The sequence below is a fragment of the Cephaloticoccus capnophilus genome, from assembly GCF_001580045.1.
GTDB lineage: Bacteria > Verrucomicrobiota > Verrucomicrobiia > Opitutales > Opitutaceae > Cephaloticoccus > Cephaloticoccus capnophilus.
The window spans coordinates 20,611-38,513 of record NZ_LSZP01000004.1; the positions used below are offsets into that span (position 1 = coordinate 20,611).

The following is a 17,903-nucleotide window of genomic DNA, read 5'->3' on the forward strand; positions in this document are numbered from 1 at the left end:
AAAACGAAATACTGAGATGACCCCCATGAGTAATGACACAGCGCAACAACGTTGGGTAGCGGCGCACATTGCTGGACTGCCGAGGAGCGGGATTCGCGATTTTTTTGAACTCGTCGCCAAGATGAAGGGCCAAGACGTGATTTCGCTCGGTGTGGGCGAGCCGGACTTTGTCACGCCGTGGCACATCCGCGAGGCGGCCATTTACGCGCTCGAAAAGGGAAAGACTCACTACACCTCGAATCTAGGGATGCTGGAGTTGCGCCGCGCGATTTCGGATTACGTGGCCGGGCATTTCGGCGTCTCGTATCGGCCCGAAGACCAAGTGCTCGTAACGGTGGGTGTGAGCGAGGCGCTGGACTTGGCCTTCCGCGCGTTTTGCAACCCGGGCGATAAGGTGCTGTATCACTCGCCGTGCTACGTGTCGTACCATCCCAGCATCGCGCTCGTGCACGCGCAGGGAATCGCGGTGCCGACCTACGCGAAGGATAACTTCGCTCTGACCGCGGAGGCGCTCCGTGCGGCGTGGGAGCCGGGCTGTAAAATCCTAATGCTCAACTTGCCCTGCAACCCGACAGGCGGCACCTGCACGCGCGATCAGCTCAGCGAAATCGCCGAGTTCGCCCGCGAGAAAGATCTCTTGGTTTTCAGCGATGAGATTTACTCGGAGCTCACCTTCGAGGGCCAGCACACGAGTATCGCGAGCCTGCCCGGGATGGCCGAGCGCACGGTTTTCCTGCACGGATTTTCTAAAGCCTTTGCAATGACAGGCTGGCGAATCGGCTACGCGTGTGGGCCAGAGGCGCTCATCGACGCGATGATGAAAGTGCACCAATACTCAATGATGTGTGTCTCCATCGTCTCACAGGAGGCAGCGATCGAAGCTCTCACGCATGGCTGGGATAGCGTGCAGGCGATGCGTGAGCAATACCACCGGCGGCGCGATTTGCTCGTGCGTCGGTTTAACGAGATGGGCCTAAAATGCCACTCGCCGCGCGGCTCATTTTACACCTTTCCCGACATCACGGCGACTGGGCTCGACGAGCGGACCTTTGCCGCTGAGTTGCTCAAACAAGAGAAAGTCGCGGTCGTCCCGGGTACGGCGTTTGGCGAGGGCGGGCGCGGCCATGTGCGCGCGTGCTTCGCCACCGCCTACGACCAAATCATTGAGGCTTGCGACCGGATGGAGCGATTTGTGGCGGCCCAACTTGGGAAGTCAGATACAGGAAACCGATGAGCAGCCACGCACGCACACAGAACCGTATCGTCGCCATTGTGGGCCGGCCCAATGTGGGCAAAAGCCGCCTGTTTAACCGATTGGCGCGGCGGCGTATTTCCATCGTGCACGATGAGGCGGGGATCACGCGCGATGTGATTTCGACCGAGATCGAGGAGGGCCGCTACACGTTGCTCGATACGAGTGGGCTCGGGCTCACGGGGAGTGATACGCCGCAGCGGATCACGGCAGCGGCGGAGCAACAGGTGGACTTTGCCATCGATACGGCGGGGCTGATTCTCTTCGTCATCGATGGACTTAGCGGCACGACTGCGCTCGACGAGCAAATCGCGCGCAAACTGCGCCGCGCAAAGGCAAAGGTGCGGCTCGTCGTCAACAAGGCAGACTTCGATGAGGCGCGTGTCGATTTGGCCGAGGCGTATCGCTTCGGGCTGGGCGAGCCGATCAGCGTTTCGGCAGAGCACGGGCACGGCGAAGGGCGGCTGCGCGAGGCGATTTTAGACGCACTTGGGCCAGCACCAGAGCCGGATGGGGAAGCGGACGACGCGGGAGTTGAAAACGCTGAGGAGGCGGCCCCCCAGCCTTATAAAAGTCGAGAAAAGCGCCCCCTGCGGCTCTGCTTCCTCGGCCGGCCCAATGTTGGGAAATCCTCGCTCAGCAACCGGCTGCTCGCGAGCGAGCGCTTAATCGTAAGCGACATGCCCGGCACGACGCGTGACGCGGTCGAGTTGCCCTTTACGTTCACGGGCCGCAATGGCCGCAGCTACCCGTTCAGCCTCATTGATACGGCGGGCATCAAGGCGGCGACCAAGCTCGCGGCGCCGGTGGAGTATTTTTCGCGCTTGCGCTCGCTCGATGCGATTCAGCGTGCGGACGTGGTCTTCCTCGTGCTCGATGCGCTGGAAGGCGTCACCCAGCAGGACAAGGCGATTGCGGGCGAGGCGGTGAAGGAGCGCAAACCCATCGTCGTCGTCGTTAATAAGTGGGATCTCGTGCACGCCGCCTTTGAAAAGCCCGAGGGCTTAAAGGGCTTCGCGAGTGAGCGAGATTACCGCGAGAAGTATGAGCGGGCCGTTTTTGAGCGCTTGTTTTTTACGCCGGGTGCGCCGCTCATTTTTGCTTCGGCGCATAGCGAACTCGCGCTCGACCGGATGATGAACGCGGCGGTGAAGCTCGACCGCACTTTAGAGAAAAAGCTCCCCACGGGCCGCCTCAACCGGCTGCTTGCGGAACTCACCGAGCGCACGCCGCCGCCCGTTGTCGGTAGCCGCCGCTTTCGGATTTATTATGCGACGCAGACGGGGCGCCGCCCCTTTCGCATTCGGATTTTTTGTAACCGCGAAGACCGGCTCCCCGAGAGCTACCGCCGTTACCTCGAGTCGGGCGTGATACGCGAATTCAAACTCGAAGGCTGCCCCGTCTACTTCGACCTCGTCGGCAAAGAAAAGCACACGCCCGGGGCCTCCTACACTTCACGGAAAAACTCGGCAGGCACGGAGGCGCACTCTCCGACTCCGGCTAAGTGGCGGAGCGCGGAAGCCGCTGAATTGGGGGCGGACAATTTCGGAGGCGACTACACGACGCTCGAAGATTAGGCCGATCTCAGCCAGAGATAACTCACTGTGACGACCGCTGCTGCTCCACTCCGCCTCGTATTTCTGGGCTCTGACCCAATCGCACTGCCGCTGCTCAACTGGCTTTGGGAAAGCACCGAAGGCCCTGCGGTCGCGCAGATAGTTGGCGTCTTTACGCAGCCGGACCGCCCGGTTGGGCGCGGCCAAAAAATCACGGCCAATGCGATAAAACAGTGGGCACTTGCGCGAGGACTTCCCGTTTACCAACCGGAGACGCTCGACACGTTTGCGCTCGATACACTGGCTTCGCTGCGGGCGGATCTCTCGCTTGTTATGGCCTACGGACATATCTTGCGGGACGAGTTTATCGCTGCGCCACGACTCGGGACGCTCAACCTGCACGCCTCAATTTTGCCCGCGTATCGCGGAGCCTCGCCGATTCAGATGGCAGTTGCGAATGGTGAGACGGAGACAGGGCTTAGCCTCATGCGAATCGTCCGCGAGCTCGACGCGGGGGCGGTGGCCGATGTCGAGCGCGTGCCAATCGCCCCGCTCGATACCGCGCTCGAAGTCGAAGCCAAACTCGCTGCTGCCTGCGTGCCGCTCCTTGCGCGAAACTTGCCGAAGTTGGCCAGAGGCGAGCTCGTCTTTCACGAACAGGACCACGCTAGAGCGACCTTTTGCCGTCGGCTGGAAAAGAGCGACGGCGTCCTCGACTTTACGCGCCCCGCTGCCGAACTCGCCGCGCGAATCAACGGCCTTTTCCCCTGGCCAGCCTGCTCGTTCCAGGTTGGCGAGAAGTCGATTAAGTGCGGTTTGGCCGATGTTGCGCCGAGTGCGGTGGCGAGTGTCGCCGCGCACGCTACGGGCCCCGGCACAGTCCTCGGCGCAGACGCGGAGGGGCTTTTGATTTCGACGGGCGAGGGGATTTTGCGCGTGAGGCGACTACAGCGCCCCGGCGGCCAAATGCTCCCCGCTGCCGACTTCCTGCGCGGCAACCCGATCTTAGCGGGCACGGTGTGCGGTCAGTGATCGCGGCCATTTTGGCGAAGGCCCGTTGGTAGGTTCGCCTGCCAAGCCTGACCACGCGCCAAAGCGGCCCCTGCCGGAGTAGGGCAGGGCGCGTTGCGTGCTATAGGGTGTCCGCGAGATGAATTGCCAGCGGTGGGGCATCGCTAAGTCTTGTTTTTGGCTAAAGATTTGGGAGAGGCTGTGGGGGTTATGTTGCTTCGCCTCTTTTTGATTTTTTCCACGCTCGGGCTCAGTGCTCATGCGCAGGGCAATGCGCTCCAATACGAACTGGCCAATTTGCGCGAAGACATGCGCGGGCTCGTGCAGCGAGTGGGCGAGTTGACGCTGCGCGTGGAGCAGCTTGAGCGCGAAAATGCGACGCTGCGTAGCCGCAGCGATTCTGCGGCGCAAAGCTACGCGACCGTCTCGCAGCTCAACGACGCAGTGGCGGACCTTAACCGCATCGTGAAGGCCGCTGCTTCGAGCTCCAAGGGGGAGGTGCTTAAAGAGGTTGACCGGAAAATTTCGGCTCTGGCGAAACAGACGAACGCCGCGCTCGACTCGCTCGCTAAGGGCCAAGCACAGCGGCCTGCCGTGCAGACAAGCTTTAGCGACGATTACTCGCAGCAAGGGACGAGCTACACAGTGCAGCGCGGCGATACGATTTCCTCCATCGCGCAAAAGACGGGAGCGCGTGCGCGGGACATCATTAACGCCAATAAAATAGGCGACCCGACGCGGCTCCAAGTTGGGCAGACGCTCTTTATTCCTCAACCGAAGTAGGTGCCGCTACCTCGCCTTATTTCCCTCCATCTCCTCCATCGTTTTTTCTGCACACACGCATGTCTGCTGCTCCCGTAAAATCGCGCCTAGGCCGTGGCCTCGGCGGCCTCATCGCTAAAGCGTCTTCGCCTGCCGCTCCTGCTCCAGCGCAAGCGGCCGCTCCCGTGTCCGCTCGACCGGTAGCCGCTGCTAAAAAGCCGGTTTCCAAGTCGGGGAAATCCGTTTCGGCAAAACCGGCAGCGACATCCACGGCAGAGCGTAAGTCTACGGCTCGACCCGTAGAAACTGCCTCTTCGCCAAAGCGGAAAGCCGATGCGGCACCAAGTGCGGAAGCCTTGGCGGCGGCAAGTGCGCCTGCCTTGTCGGCTAAGGCCGCCCTGAGCACGCCGTCTGGCACGCAAGAATGGAGGGCGGACTCGGCTTACTTGGAGATTCCGGTTTTTCAGATTGAGCCGAGCCCTTACCAAGCGCGGCGCGTGTTTGCGCCGGAAGCCCTTCGCGAGCTGGCCGAGAGCATTCAATCGGAAGGATTGCTTCAGCCCATTGTGGTGCGGCGTGTGGAGGATGCTGAGGCGGGCGCGTCGGGAGTGCGTTACCAACTGGTGGCGGGCGAGCGGCGTTGGCGCGCGTTTCAGGGGTTGAATCTAAAGGCGATTCCGGCGCGGGTGGTTGAGGCGGGCGATGCCTCTTCGGCGGCTCTCGGCTTAATTGAGAACCTTCAGCGCGACGGATTAAACCCGATCGAAGAGGCACACGGGTTTGCGAGTTTGATTCGCGACTTCGACCTCACACAGGAAGCGGCGGCTGACCGCGTGGGCCGCAGTCGCGCAAGCGTGGCGAATACGCTGCGGCTGCTCTCGCTCGACGAGGAGCTGCAAGGCTACCTCGCCAAGGGGCTGCTTTCGACGGGACATGCGAAGGTGCTGCTCGGCGTGGCAGACTCGGCGCAGCGCGCCTTGCTGGCGCGGCGGGTGATTGAGGAAGGCTTGAGCGTGCGAGCGACTGAGCGGCTTGTGCAGGAGCTTGAGAAAACCAGTAGCGCGGCTCCGCGAACGGGAGGACGCGCCGCGAAGCGCGGTGGCGCGGCACGCGATGCGGAGGCGGTGGCGGCGATTGAGCAGAAGCTCACTTCGCAACTCGGTGCGCGCGTGGCCGTGCTGCACACGCCGAAGAAAGGGCGCATTGTCATCGAATACCACGGCAACGAGGACTTGCAGCGCGTGCTTGGGAAACTGGGCGTCGCACTGTGAGGCGTGCCGCCTCGGCCAGTGACCGCTCTCTCTGAGCTTCCACTGCGCGTGGTGCGGCAGCGTGTCGCTGCACCCATTCACAGAGCCGCTTGGTTGCCGTGCATTCGCACAGTAACCAAGCGGCTCTGTGAAAAGGAACCCAAGCTTGGAGGTGGGAGTTTACTGGTGATTTTTCCCACCTCGCCCGAGCGGGTTATTACTCTACTTTCCCTGTCGCAACGCGACAGGGGGGAATGCTTTCAAATTTGGGAATTGGTTTCGTCGCGAAGCGACGGGGGCAATTCCCAAATTGAACGGGTGCAGCGACACGCTGCCGCACCACGCGTAGTGGGAAAAGTGCAGCTCACTCGTGGGCTACGGTGCTGACTTCGTCCCGGGCACGTTGGAAACGGGAACAGGTCACTAAGGAAACATCGTGTTACGCAGTGTCCGGTTTTCACTCCGGGTGTGCGGGCTCATATCCCTAGATTGACAAAGTGGGGTGAGGGCTGATGCTCAGCGCCCCTTCCTTCCCCCTGCTATGAGCATTTTACTCGGTATTCTTACTTTTATCCTGATCCTCATTTCGGTCGCGCTCGTTTTGCTCGTGCTGATGCAGAAGGCGAAGAACGATGGCGGAGCGGGTGCAGTGCTGGGCGGCGGGATGACCGAGTCCACCTTTGGCGCGGACACGGGGAATGTGCTCAGCAAGACAACGATCAATGCGACCATCGCCTTCTTTGTCCTGAGTTTTCTGCTCTACCTCGGGCACCTTTATCAAAATCGACATAGCGACGCGAGTGGCGGTGTCGGGCTACCGACGATTGAAGCGGAGGCCAGCGCGGCGGAAGCTGCGGTGAGTGCCGAAGCCGAATCGGCCAATGTACTCTTGCCGAATCTCGCCGCGCCTGCCGCTTCGGCAGCGGAGCCAACTGGCGAAGCGGCTGCTGGCGAGGGCAACTAATTGTTTTCGCGCTGAGTGCTTAGGGTGTTTCGTTTTTCGCGCTCGTTTTCGCCCGCCGGATTTTGGCGGGCTTTTTGGTGCGCTTGGGTGCTGGCGTTTGTGAGCGCGGGAGGCGGGGCGATTTGTTCGCACGCAGTCGAAGCCGGATGGCCCGAACGCGAGGGGGAGGAAGTTTTGCGCGAGCTGCGTAGCGCGGCGATCGACGGCGATTACCACTTGCGCTTTGAGCTAAAGGTGCTGCCGCGTCGAGGTAAGGCCCGGGTGCTTAGCGGGGAGCTCTGGGGAAGCCGCAACGCGGAGGGGCCCGTTTCGCGCGTTGCGCTTTACGATGGGGCGGCGCCTCGTGCGCAAGCCGGGGCGGCACCTCGTGCGCCAGCTTTGGCGGCGGAGGTGGAAGGCGCGGGCGCGGTGTCGGCCGCGAAACCTCCGGCTCGGACGCTGCTCATTCAAAACGGTGTTGCGCCTCGGATTTGGGTTTATGAAGCGGGAATGGCGTCAGCCGAGCCTTTGCCGGAGAGCGAGTGGCATGCCCCGCTTTTGGCAGATGCTGAGATTAGTGCCTTCGATTTGCTGATGCCTTACCTCTACTGGGAGGACTTCGATTTTGAGGGCGGCGATAAAGTGCTGGGCCGGGCGGCGTATCGGTTTTTGTTCCGAGAGCCCGTTCGCGCAGAGGATGCGTCCGGGGCGGGGACATCGCCAAGCGAGCGCCTGTCCGTGCGTGCGTATTTCGACCAGCAATTTCACGCGCTCTTGCAGTCGAAACTTATCGGGCCGGATGGCGCGGTGACGAAGACGCTTACCGTGCGCGACCTCCAAAAAAAATCCGGCCAGTGGATGCTTAAGTCGATTGATCTGCGCAACGAGCGCACGCGCGACAAAACGCGCTTCGAGGTGAGGGAAGCCGAGCTTGGACTCGCACTTGAGCCCTGGATTTTTAAGCCCGAATGGCTCGGTGAGCCGGTTACTTTGCCCGAACCGAAAAGGCCGTAAATATAGCCAACAAAAAAGCCGCTGTGCGAAGGCGCGTAGCGGCTTTGGTGTGGCGGGAAAAGTGGAAATGCCAGCGCTTGGGAGGACGGCTCGGCGGCGACTCGTGCGGGAAGCCGAGGCGGCCGACTCGTGCGCCAGCCTTGGCAGCGAAGGCCGCCAACATGCGCGGCTTTAGGCGGCCCGCAAAATAAGAGGGGGCTAGGCCCCCTTGATGACGTTTTCGGTCTTCGGATCGAAGAGATGCACCTTGTCCATTGAGAAGGTGATTTGGACTTTTTGCCCGGCGTCGAAGCGGTCGGTCGCGCCCACACGTGCAATGAAAGACTGGGCACCGGTGTCGAGGTAGAGGTAAGTCTCGGAGCCCATCGGTTCGGAGACTTCGACTGTGACCTCGATCGTGTGCTCGGGGGCAGGAGCGCTTAGAGTGAGCGTATCTTGCGCGTCTTCGGGGCGGACGCCGAAGACGATTTCCTTGCCGACATAGGCGGCGGCCTTGGTGGCGAGCTCGTCAGTGAGGGTGACTTGGATCGGTGTGGCGTTTTTGTTGGCCTCGATGAAGACGGTTTGGCCGCCTTGTTTTTCGAGCCGCCCGTGGAAGAAGTTCATCGGGGGCGAGCCGATGAAGCCGGCCACGAACATGTTCTCAGGGGAGTTGTAGAGCGTCATGGGCGTGGCGACTTGCATGATGTTGCCGTCTTTCATGACGCAAATGCGGTCGCCCATCGTCATCGCCTCGACCTGGTCGTGCGTCACATAGATCATGGTCGCGCCGAGGCGGGAGTGCAGCTTCGAGATTTCAGCGCGAGTGGAGACGCGCATCTTGGCGTCGAGATTGGAGAGCGGCTCGTCGAAGAGGAAGACCTTGGGCTTGCGGACGATGGCGCGCCCTACCGCGACACGTTGGCGTTGGCCGCCGGAGAGGGCTTTCGGGCGGCGGTCGAGCAGCTCTTCGAGGCCGAGCATGGCGGCCGCTTCGCGCACGCGGGTATCGATTTCTTTCTTGGGAAACTTCCGCAGTTTTAGCCCAAAGCCCATGTTGTCGTAGACAGACATGTGCGGATACAGCGCGTAGTTTTGAAACACCATCGCGATGTCGCGATCTTTGGGCATCACGTTGTTGACGACCTTCGAGTCGATGCTGACCGAGCCTCCGCTGATGTCTTCGAGTCCGGCGATCATCCGCAGCGTAGTGGACTTCCCGCAGCCGGACGGGCCGACCAGCACCATGAACTCGCGGTCTTCGATCTCTAGATTAATCCCCTTCACCGCGGTTACCCCTGGGCCATGCTTTTCAGGGTAGGTTTTAACAAGGTCTTTGATTACAACATGAGCCATAGTGGGGATGGGGTTTAGGGTTCAGAAAAAGGGGCGAAAAGAAGCCGCAAAAATTGGGTAAGTGCCTAGCGAGTCAATGCCATTGCTCGGGCAATTCTAGAGCACTTTGGCGTTGCGGGTAGCCGTGGCGTAATTCTGCGTAGTTCTACTTCTACTGCTTTCTGCGTAGTTCGGCTTCTCCCACTCGCCGTAGCTTTCACTCATCACAGCTCTTCATTGCGATTATGGCCTCCCGCACTAAAAAAAACTCCTCCGCTTCTGCCGTTGCTCCGCCCGTGACCTTTGACCTGCCCGAAGAACTGCTGGCTCGGCTTGAGCGCAACCGCGTGTCGGCTGGGCTGCGCACGACCAGTGAAATGATACGTGCTGTGGTTGACGGCTTCGACTTCGAGTCGTGCACGCTGCCCGTCGAGGGGGCTCGCCGTCAGATTTCCGTGCGCTTGAGCCCCGAACAACGCGCCATGCTCAAGCGCACTGCTGCCCGAAAAGGAAGGAGCATCGGCGAACTGCTGCGATTCGCGGTTGAGGCCCTGCCGGTGCCGAAAGGAAGCGCGAAGGCGAAAGCCGCTCCCAAGGCCGCGAGTGAGCCGAAGAAGAAGGCAGCTCCAGAGAAGAAACCCTCGGCCAAGTCGCGCGCAAAACGCTGAGCCGCGCCGCCGCTGCGCTTGCCAAGTGCTACGCGACTCTTCTGTAGTGCGCGCCGCACATGACTGACACATCCGCTCTCCCGTCTCCTGCCGCACTTTCTATTTGGGCCCTCAATATTGCCCCGTCGCCAACGCTGGCAGTCGATGCTAAGGCCAAATCGCTCATCGCCGCGGGCGAAGACGTGTGCGGCTTTGCTGCTGGCGAGCCCGACTTCGATACGCCGGAGCACATCAAGGAGGCCGCCGCAAAGGCGCTGAGTGAGGGCAAAACCAAATACGCGCCGACGCCGGGCATACCGCCGCTGCGCGAGGCGATTGCCGCCAAGTATAACGACTTCTACAAAATCCCGACCGAGGCGTCCCAAGTCGTCGTTAGCCCGGGCGGCAAGTTTTCCTGCTACCTCACGATATTGGCGACCTGCTCGCCGGGCGACGAAGTCATCATCCCTGCGCCGTATTGGGTGAGTTACCCGGAGATGGTGAAACTCGCGGGAGCCGTGCCCGTGCCCGTGCTGGCAACCGATGAGACGGGCTTCAAACTTACGCCCGCCATGCTCGAAGCGGCAATCACCCCGCGTACTCGGCTCCTCATTCTCAACTCGCCGTCCAATCCGACTGGGGCCGTTTACACGCGCGCCGAGATTGAGGCACTCACGGCGGTCGCGCTTCGTCACAACCTCTACTTGATGTCGGACGAAATTTACGAGCACCTGCTCTACGACGGAGTGGAGCACGTCTCACCTGCGAGCCTTTCGGTGGAGGCCCGCGCCCGCACGATCATCGTTTCCGGCTTTGCAAAAACCTATGCGATGACCGGCTGGCGGCTCGGCACGATCGTCGCCCCCGCGCCAATCGCCAAAGCGATTGCCGAGCTGCAAAGTCAGATGACCTCCAACGCGACAACCTTTGCCCAATGGGGCGCACTCGCGGCCTACACCCAGCCTGAGAAGACGCAGGCGGCACTTGCTGTGATGCTCGAAAAATTCGACCAACGGCGGAAGTTCCTGCATTTCGAGCTTAACCGGATCCCGGGGATCAAGTGCCTGCTTTCGCAAGGTGCGTTCTATCTCTTCCCCAACGTGGCGAGCTTCGGACTCGACGACCGCGTGTTTTGCGAACGCTTGCTCGACGAAGCCAAGGTGGCTGCAGTGCACGGTTCGGCCTTTGGTGCGCCCGGCTTCATCCGCATCAGCTACGCGACCTCCGAGATGATTCTGGCAAAAGGCGTTGGGCGGCTGGCGCAGTTCTGCGCGGGGCTGCGCTAAGCCAGGGCTGGCGTTTCCTGCGTGTGTCCGATGGTCGCAGGCTAGGGTCGACTATTTGTTTCTCGCCCAAGCGGGTTTTCCGTTTGGGCGAGTCGATTTTGATAACGGGTAGGCTATCGGCAAATCACAGGTCGCGCAGGAGTGGGGCGACCTTGGTGCCGAGCAGTTCGATTGAGCGCATTATCTGTGCGTGAGTGAGCACGCGGTTATCGAGCAGCAGGTTTACCCGAGAGATGCCACCGAGCCATTGGTGCTCATTTGCGAGTTTCTCCGCAACGGCTTCTGGTGAGCCGACTTGTAGGGCCCCGAGCGGTCCGCACTGTGCGTCGAACTGGGGGCGCGAGGGCGGAGCCCAGCCGCGCTCGCGTCCGATGCCTCCAAAAACTTCGCGGTAGGCAGGCCAAAAGGTGTCGAGTGCTTGCTCAGTCGTGTCGGCGAGGAAACCGAGGTTGTGAATCGCGATTGTGCAGGTTTCGGGTGTGCGGCCTGCCTCGGCCCAAGTTTGGCGGTATAGGTCGGCCAGTGGGCGAAATTGGCGGGGCGAGCCGCCGATAATGGCAATGGCGAGCGGCAGTCCGAGTTTAGCGGCGCGGACGACCGATTCGGGTGAGCCGCCGACGCCGACGTAAATGGGCAGCGGCTGCTGCAAGGGCCGTGGGTAGACGCCTTGGCCGCTGAGCGGAGCGCGGTGCCGCCCGCTCCATGTGACGTGTTCGCTGTCTCGGATTTTTAAGAGCAGGCCCAGTTTCTCGGCTGCGAGCGTGTTGTAGTCGTTGAGGTCGTAGCCGAAGAGTGGATACGACTCGATGAAGGAGCCACGCCCGACCATCAGCTCTGCGCGCCCTTGAGAGATGAGGTCCAGCGTGGCGAATTGCTGGAACACGCGCACGGGATCATCGGAGCTGAGCACGGTAACGGCACTGCTGAGCCGGATGCGACTGGTGCGCGCGGCTGCGGCGGCGAGTAGGACGGCGGGCGCACTGGACACGTAGTCGGGGCGGTGGTGTTCGCCGACGCCGAAGGAGGAGAGCCCGACCTGGTCGGCGAGTTCGATTTCTTCGAGTAGGTCTTGGACGCGCTGGGCGTCGCCCACTGCGCCGCGTTTTGAGGTAGAAACAAAGCTATCGACACCGATTTGCATGAGAAGAAGGGCTGTAGGGGCAGCCGTGGGCTGTTTCATTTTGGCGGGCCGCGCGCAGTCGCTAGAACTGAAGCGGCCCGCTCGTCATGTCGCGAGTGTGTGGGCGCAGCGCGAACTTTGGCGCGACGCGGTAGGCCGCGCCGCCGCGCCGAGTGTTAAGGGCCTGCGGCCTCAGCTGCCGTGTTCGGCGAGCCAGCGCTCCGCATCGATGGCGGCTTGGCAGCCCATGCCGGCGGCGGTGATGGCTTGGCGGTAAACGTGATCGGAGCAATCGCCTGCGACGTAGACGCCGGGGATATTTGTGCGGACTTGCGAGCCGGGTTGGGTCTTAAAGTAGCGCGCTTCGTCGACCTCGACAGCTCCCGCGAAGGCTTGGCTGTTGGGGATATGGCCGATTGCGACGAAGACGCCTTTGACGGGCAGTGTGGACTCCTCTCCCGTTTTTACGTTTTGCAGTTTTAGGCTGCTGACGTTGCCGGTGTCGTCGCCGAGGACTTCGAGCGGGACGCTGTCCCAGACCATCGTGATCTTTTCGTGAGACGTTGCGCGGTCGGCCATGATCTTTGAGGCGCGGAGCGAGTCGCGGCGGTGGATAAGGAAGACTTGGCTCGCGAAGCGGGTGAGGAAGAGGGCTTCCTCGGCAGCACTGTCTCCGCCGCCGATTACGGCGACGGGCATTCCGCGATAGAAGGCGCCGTCGCAGGTGGCGCAGGTGGTGACGCCTTTACCTCCGTAAAATTCTTTTTCGCCGGGCACGCCGGTCATTCGCGGAGACGCTCCGGTGGCAATGATCACGGTTTTCGCGAGTAGGGTGCGCCCGGCTTGGCTGCCGTTTGCGCCACCGAGGTGAAGCTCGCGGGGCATTTTCGTGAAATCGACTCCGCTGACTTGGGCCTGCTCAAAGCGAGTGCCGAAGCGGGCGGCTTGTTCGCGCATATTTTGCGTGAGTTGGAAGCCGTCGACGCCGTTGGGGAAGCCGGGGAAATTTTCCACTTCGCTAGTCGTGGTGAGTTGCCCGCCGGGTTGTGCGCCTTCGAGGACGAGGGGGTTGAGGTTTGCCCGCGCTGCGTAAATGGCGGCGGTGAGGCCCGCACAGCCGGTGCCGATGATGACGAGGTTTTCGACCGTAGGTGCTGTCATAATTAAGGTGCGCCTACGCTTAATCCCCGTGCCGATATAGCAAGGCCACTCGTGGCCTTTTCTTTGGCGGGCGGCCAGTTGGCCGCCCGTCGGCAGAAGCTTTTATCATGCGCCCGCTTGCTGGCGGGGCGTCGGGGTGGCTTTGCTTAGGGTCTGTTCCCGTTTCAAACGCGAGGCATCTGGCTCGCGGCTCGCCACTCACGTGTGCTGTGCACGCTCGCCGCAGCCCTCAAACGAGCAAGAGGGCGGGGGTTTCGAGGTGGGCTTTTACCGCGTTCATGAATTGGGCGGCGAGGGCACCGTCTACCACGCGGTGGTCGCAGGAGAGGGTGATCACCATGCGTTCGCCGATGGTGATTTGGTCTTTCACGACGACGGGTTTTTTCACGGTCGCGCCGACGGCCAAAATGGCGGCGTTGGGCGGGTTGATGATGGCGTGGAAGCGGGTGATGCCCATCATGCCGAGGTTACTCACGCAGAAGGTGCCGCCGGTGAATTCGGCGGGAGCGAGTTTTTTGGCCTTGGCGCGTTTGGCGAGGTCTTTGGCTTCTGCGCTGATTTCAAAGACGGTTTTGCGGTCGGTGTCTTTGATGACGGGGGTGATGAGGCCGTCGTCGATGGCGACCGCGAAGGAGACGTGTGTGGCGCCGTGCGAGACGATGCCGGCGTCGCTCCAAGAGGCGTTGACGGCGGGGACGGCGCGGAGCGCGAGGGCGGCGGCTTTGAGGATGAGGTCGTTTACGGAGAGGCGGACGCCGTCGGCGCCGAGTCCGGCGTTGAGTTGCTCGCGGAGTGCGCCGAGCGGGGCGGCGTCGACTTCGATTTCTAGGTAAAAGTGGGGGAACTGGGTCTTCGACTCGACGAGTCGCTTGGCGATGGTGGCCCGCATGTTGGAGAGCGGGGCGATGCCGGGGGCTTGGATTGCGGATTTGTCGAGGGCAGAGCGCCAGGCCCAAGTCGGTTTCGCGGGGCGAGCGCCCGCTGCTGCGCCTGCGGATTGGGCCGCGGCAGCTGGGTTTTTCTCGGCGGCGAGGATGTCGGCGCGGACGATGCGGCCGCCGGGGCCGCTGCCTTTCACGCGGGTGGGGTCGATTCCTTTTTCAGCGGCGAGTTTCTTGGCGAGTGGGGAGATTCTTAACTTTCCAGCTGCGGAGCTGCCAGCCGCCGCAGGGGCTGCGGAAGCTGGGGCGGGCACGATAGGCGAGCTCGCGGGGGTGGGCGTGATTGCGGCGGGCGTTATAGGGGCCGCAGCGGGAGTGGCAGGCGCGGCGGTCGCGGGCTGCGCGTTTTCTGCGGGTGCCGGTGCTTTTGGGGCGGGGGCTTCGACGGTTTCCCCTTTTTCACCGATGGCGCAGAGGGGCGAGCCGATTTCGACTTGGGCTCCGGCCTCGACGAAGCATTTGAGGAGTGTGCCGTCGAAGAAGGATTCGAGCTCCATCGTGGCTTTATCGGTTTCGACTTCGGCGAGCATGTCGCCGTTGGAAACGCTATCGCCTTCTTTTTTTAGCCACTTGACCAGCGTTCCCACGGTCATGGTGTCGCTGAGTTTGGGCATTTCGATGATGTCGGCCATTGTGGGAGTCGTTGTTGGTTAAAGGGGGGCGGGTGGGGCGGTTGAGAGTGGGCGCGGCGCGGGGGGGTTACTCCATCGCGTCGAGCGCGGCGGCGATGATGCGCTTGGGGTTGGGGAGTTGTTCGATTTCGACCGGTGGGCTGTAGATGGCGGGCGCGTCGATGGTGGAGAGGCGTTTGATGGGGGCGTCGAGTTCGTCGAAGGCGTCGCGCTGGATCATGTAGGCGAGTTGGGTGGCGACACTGCAAAAGGGTTTCTGCTCTTCGACGATGAGGACGCGGTGGGTCTTGGCGACGGAGTGCAGGACGGTGTCGATATCGAGCGGGCGGATGGAGCGCAGGTCGACGATTTCGACAGAGAGGCCGTGCTCAGCGGCGAGCGTTTCGGCGGCGGCGAGTGAGTGCAGGACGCAGCGCCCGTAGGTCACGATTGTGAGGTCAGTGCCTTCGCGTTTGATGTCGGCTTGGCCGAGTGGGATGAGGTATTCGTCTTCTGGGACTTCGCCTTTCTCGCCGTAGAGAAGGGTGTTTTCCAAGAACATGACGGGGTCGTTATCGCGGATGGCGGACTTGAGTAGGCCTTTGGCGTCGTAGGGCGTGGCGGGGACGACGACTTTCACGCCGGGGTGGTTGGCGAGGACGTTTTCGGGCGTGTGCGAGTGGGTCGCGCCGACGTTGGTGCCGCCGTTTGCGGGGCCGCGGATGACGATGGGGCAGTTGATTTGTCCGCCGGACATATAGCGGACGTTGGCGGCGTTGTTGAGGATTTGGTCAAAGGCGACCGAGTAAAAGCTCCAGAACATGAGTTCCATGACGGGGCGAAGCCCGAGCATGGAGGCCCCGACACCCATGCCGATGAAGCCGGCTTCGGAGATTGGGGTGTCGACGATGCGTTTGGGGCCGAAGCGTTCGAGGAGGCCTTCGGAGACTTTGTAGGAGCCGTTGAATTGGGCGACTTCTTCGCCAAGGAGGACGACGGCTTCGTCGCGCTCGATTTCTTCGGCTAGGGCGTGGCGGACGGCTTCGCGGTAGGTGATGGTGGGCACGGGAGAAAGGCGGGTCGTGTGTAGGAGGGGAGAGTTTTTGGCGGTGGCCGATCTGGGCTGTAGGCCTTAGGCCGACGCAGGGCGTTTGGCCGTTTTTTAGTCGAAGAAGAGTTGCCCAGTGGAAGTGCGTTGCGAGGGATTGTCGGCTTCCCAATACACGTCGCGCTGGATGTCTTCGACGGTGGGCCAAGGGCTGGCCTCGGAAAAGGCGACTGAGGCTTCGGCTTCGGCGCGCGCTGCGTCGTTAATTTCCTTAATGAGGGCGTCCTCTAAAACGCCTTCGGCGAGGAGCCGGTTTTGGAAATTTTGGATGGGGTCCTTGGTCTGCCGATACGCCTCAATTTCCTCCTTCGTGCGGTAGGTATTGTCGGGGTCGGCGACGGAGTGGCCGCGGTAGCGGTAGGTGTGGATTTCGATGATGGCAGGGGCGCTGGTCTCTCGCGCGCGGCGCAGGTATTTATCCATCGTGGCGCGCACGGCGTAGAGGTCGTGTCCGTCGCAAGCGTCCCAGGCCATGTCGTAGCCTTCGGCGCGTTTGGCGAGCTGTCCGGCGGAGCTGCGTTCTTGGCTAGTGCCCATCGAGTAGCCGTTGTTTTCGATGACGAAGAGGATGGGGAGCTGCCAGAGGGCGGCGAGGTTGTAGGCTTCGTGGACTGCGCCTTGGTTAACTGCGCCGTCGCCCATGAAGGCCATCGCTGCGCCGTGGAGTCCTTTATATTTGATGGCGTAGGCAAGGCCGGTGCCGAGTGGGATCTGGCCGCCTACGATGCCGTGGCCGCCCCAGTAATTGCGCTCGGGGGCGAAGTAGTGCATCGAGCCGCCTTTGCCTTTGGAGCAGCCGGTGGCTTTGCCGTAGAGCTCGGCCATGAGCGGGTTCATCTCCATGCCGACGGCGATCGCGTGACCGTGGTCGCGGTAGGCGGTGATGATGTGGTCGTCCTTGCCCATCAGCGAGCAGCAGCCGACGGCGACTGCTTCTTGGCCGATGTAGAGATGGAGGAAGCCGCCGATTTTCTTCGCTTGGTAGGCGCGAAGGCTGCGTTCTTCAAAGCGGCGGATGCGCACCATCGTGCGGAATAAGTCGATGCGCTGCTCGTGCGAGAGGGCTTGGTTGACCGCTGCCGAGGCAAAATCGTTTCCTGTGGAGGGCGGCTGGGGTGGCGGCGTAGCGTTCGTTTTTTTGCTCAAAGCGGGAAGGCGTTTTGGGTTAAAGGGCGCAGAGTCTCTGGGGGTAATACGGGAAATCAAGAGCGTTGTTTTTCGCGGCGGGCTTGGTCGAGGGGCTGCCTAAGTGTTTGTGCCGGTGATTTGCTCGACCTCGACGCGGATCGGCTCGCCCGGCGCGCAGTCTGCGCGCAGTGCGACGAAGCCCTCACGATAGCGATCGTAAATGGGCCACAAGGCTTGGCGGTCGGTTTCGGGGACGGGCAGTGAGTCGATGGCCTCGCGGCTGAAAAACCCGAATCGGCCTTCGCTGATCGCGTCGGGCAGGGCGAGGATGGGCCGTTTGCAACGAAACAGAAACATCAGCCAATGCGTTTCGCCTTCGTAGGCCTTCTCTGCGATCATGGCGAACAAATGCAAATCGCTCACTGCGATTTCAAAGCCGGTCTCTTCGCGCGTTTCGCGCACCGCACATTCAAACGGCGACTCGCCGAGCGCGGTTTCCAGCTTGCCGCCGATAGGGCTCCAGATGCCGAAGTTGGGCGGCTTGGCGCGCAGGAGCAGCAAGTGTTCGCCGTGCACATTTTCCAAAAACACAAGGACGGCGATTTTGTAGGGAAGCGCAGTTGCGGGAAGTGCGGAAGGCGAAGGAGCGGGAGAGGCGTCGACGGCGGAAGACATAAGCGGGGTAGCGAGTAGGTGCTATGTCGCGTCCGCGCAAAAGGATTTATGCACATTATAAGGTGACAGCGTGTTAGTTTCCGAAATCGGCCGCAGTTGGCCGCCCTAGCCTCAGTCGGCCGCC

16 protein-coding genes are annotated in these 17,903 nt (G+C 61.8%); 9 read left to right on the top strand and 7 right to left on the bottom strand.

Features of this window, described 5'->3' with window-relative positions; translation table 11 throughout:
- Nucleotides 1–25: 25 nt before the first annotated feature.
- The 7 genes from AXK12_RS00550 (at nt 26) to AXK12_RS00580 (ending at nt 7,788) form a co-directional block, all read left to right on the top strand.
- Nucleotides 26–1,234, top strand: coding sequence for a pyridoxal phosphate-dependent aminotransferase (locus tag AXK12_RS00550; RefSeq protein WP_068710832.1), 1,209 nt, complete (start codon nt 26–28; stop codon nt 1,232–1,234).
- Entirely contained in the window at nt 1,231–2,829 is a 1,599-nt protein-coding gene (der, locus tag AXK12_RS00555) for a ribosome biogenesis GTPase Der (protein ID WP_068710833.1), read from the top strand. The genes AXK12_RS00550 and der overlap by 4 nt, the downstream gene beginning before the upstream one ends.
- A 27-nt stretch (nt 2,830–2,856) precedes the next feature.
- Complete coding sequence (gene fmt / locus AXK12_RS00560) at nt 2,857–3,840, top strand: methionyl-tRNA formyltransferase (RefSeq protein WP_231863461.1); 984 nt, start codon at nt 2,857–2,859, stop codon at nt 3,838–3,840.
- Between the two features lie 189 nt (nt 3,841–4,029).
- Entirely contained in the window at nt 4,030–4,602 is a 573-nt protein-coding gene (locus tag AXK12_RS00565) for a LysM peptidoglycan-binding domain-containing protein (RefSeq protein WP_068710834.1), read from the top strand.
- Nucleotides 4,603–4,661: 59 nt separating this feature from the next.
- Nucleotides 4,662–5,852: a ParB/RepB/Spo0J family partition protein gene (locus AXK12_RS00570; RefSeq protein WP_082782521.1), complete on the top strand. Its 1,191-nt coding sequence runs from the start codon at nt 4,662–4,664 to the stop codon at nt 5,850–5,852.
- A gap of 520 nt (nt 5,853–6,372) precedes the next feature.
- Nucleotides 6,373–6,795, top strand: coding sequence for a preprotein translocase subunit SecG (gene secG, locus AXK12_RS00575; RefSeq protein ID WP_068710835.1), 423 nt, complete (start codon nt 6,373–6,375; stop codon nt 6,793–6,795).
- A 24-nt stretch (nt 6,796–6,819) separates the two neighbouring features.
- A complete protein-coding gene (locus AXK12_RS00580; RefSeq protein WP_068710836.1) occupies nt 6,820–7,788 on the top strand; it encodes a LolA-like protein in 969 nt (322 codons plus the stop codon).
- Nucleotides 7,789–7,986: 198 nt separating this feature from the next.
- Here the strand turns inward: AXK12_RS00580 and AXK12_RS00585 are convergent, their stop codons facing one another.
- Nucleotides 7,987–9,123, bottom strand: a complete 1,137-nt coding sequence (locus AXK12_RS00585) for an ABC transporter ATP-binding protein (RefSeq protein ID WP_068710837.1) — start codon at nt 9,121–9,123, stop codon at nt 7,987–7,989.
- Between the two features lie 224 nt (nt 9,124–9,347).
- Between AXK12_RS00585 and AXK12_RS00590 the strand changes: the two genes are divergently transcribed.
- Together AXK12_RS00590 and AXK12_RS00595 are read left to right on the top strand one after the other, a co-directional pair.
- Nucleotides 9,348–9,770: a hypothetical protein gene (locus AXK12_RS00590; RefSeq protein WP_068710838.1), complete on the top strand. Its 423-nt coding sequence runs from the start codon at nt 9,348–9,350 to the stop codon at nt 9,768–9,770.
- 59 nt (nt 9,771–9,829) lie between these two features.
- Complete coding sequence (locus AXK12_RS00595; protein ID WP_068710839.1) at nt 9,830–11,035, top strand: pyridoxal phosphate-dependent aminotransferase; 1,206 nt, start codon at nt 9,830–9,832, stop codon at nt 11,033–11,035.
- Between the two features lie 124 nt (nt 11,036–11,159).
- On the opposite strand, the gene AXK12_RS00600 is transcribed toward AXK12_RS00595, so the two are convergent.
- The 6 genes from AXK12_RS00600 to AXK12_RS00625 form a co-directional block, all read right to left on the bottom strand.
- Entirely contained in the window at nt 11,160–12,176 is a 1,017-nt protein-coding gene (locus AXK12_RS00600) for an LLM class flavin-dependent oxidoreductase (protein ID WP_068710840.1), read from the bottom strand.
- A 171-nt stretch (nt 12,177–12,347) separates the two neighbouring features.
- A complete protein-coding gene (gene trxB, locus AXK12_RS00605; RefSeq protein WP_068710841.1) occupies nt 12,348–13,316 on the bottom strand; it encodes a thioredoxin-disulfide reductase in 969 nt (322 codons plus the stop codon).
- 229 nt (nt 13,317–13,545) lie between these two features.
- Nucleotides 13,546–14,889: a pyruvate dehydrogenase complex dihydrolipoamide acetyltransferase gene (locus AXK12_RS00610; protein ID WP_068710842.1), complete on the bottom strand. Its 1,344-nt coding sequence runs from the start codon at nt 14,887–14,889 to the stop codon at nt 13,546–13,548.
- A 67-nt stretch (nt 14,890–14,956) separates the two neighbouring features.
- Nucleotides 14,957–15,934, bottom strand: coding sequence for an alpha-ketoacid dehydrogenase subunit beta (locus tag AXK12_RS00615; RefSeq protein WP_068710843.1), 978 nt, complete (start codon nt 15,932–15,934; stop codon nt 14,957–14,959).
- A 96-nt stretch (nt 15,935–16,030) separates the two neighbouring features.
- Entirely contained in the window at nt 16,031–17,122 is a 1,092-nt protein-coding gene (gene pdhA / locus AXK12_RS00620; protein ID WP_068710844.1) for a pyruvate dehydrogenase (acetyl-transferring) E1 component subunit alpha, read from the bottom strand.
- Between the two features lie 99 nt (nt 17,123–17,221).
- Nucleotides 17,222–17,779: an NUDIX hydrolase gene (locus AXK12_RS00625; RefSeq protein ID WP_068710845.1), complete on the bottom strand. Its 558-nt coding sequence runs from the start codon at nt 17,777–17,779 to the stop codon at nt 17,222–17,224.
- Nucleotides 17,780–17,903: the final 124 nt, after the last annotated feature.

Excerpts from the sequence above, each read along its gene's own strand:
- AXK12_RS00550 (WP_068710832.1), top strand. The coding sequence starts at position 26 with ATGAGTAATGACACAGCGCAACAACGTTGGGTAGCGGCGCACATTGCT.
- der (WP_068710833.1), top strand. The coding sequence starts at position 1,231 with ATGAGCAGCCACGCACGCACACAGAACCGTATCGTCGCCATTGTGGGC.
- AXK12_RS00565 (WP_068710834.1), top strand. The coding sequence starts at position 4,030 with ATGTTGCTTCGCCTCTTTTTGATTTTTTCCACGCTCGGGCTCAGTGCT.
- AXK12_RS00570 (WP_082782521.1), top strand. The coding sequence starts at position 4,662 with ATGTCTGCTGCTCCCGTAAAATCGCGCCTAGGCCGTGGCCTCGGCGGC.
- secG (WP_068710835.1), top strand. The coding sequence starts at position 6,373 with ATGAGCATTTTACTCGGTATTCTTACTTTTATCCTGATCCTCATTTCG.
- AXK12_RS00585 (WP_068710837.1), bottom strand. The coding sequence starts at position 9,123 with ATGGCTCATGTTGTAATCAAAGACCTTGTTAAAACCTACCCTGAAAAG.
- AXK12_RS00590 (WP_068710838.1), top strand. The coding sequence starts at position 9,348 with ATGGCCTCCCGCACTAAAAAAAACTCCTCCGCTTCTGCCGTTGCTCCG.
- AXK12_RS00595 (WP_068710839.1), top strand. The coding sequence starts at position 9,830 with ATGACTGACACATCCGCTCTCCCGTCTCCTGCCGCACTTTCTATTTGG.
- AXK12_RS00600 (WP_068710840.1), bottom strand. The coding sequence starts at position 12,176 with ATGCAAATCGGTGTCGATAGCTTTGTTTCTACCTCAAAACGCGGCGCA.
- trxB (WP_068710841.1), bottom strand. The coding sequence starts at position 13,316 with ATGACAGCACCTACGGTCGAAAACCTCGTCATCATCGGCACCGGCTGT.
- AXK12_RS00610 (WP_068710842.1), bottom strand. The coding sequence starts at position 14,889 with ATGGCCGACATCATCGAAATGCCCAAACTCAGCGACACCATGACCGTG.
- AXK12_RS00625 (WP_068710845.1), bottom strand. The coding sequence starts at position 17,779 with ATGTCTTCCGCCGTCGACGCCTCTCCCGCTCCTTCGCCTTCCGCACTT.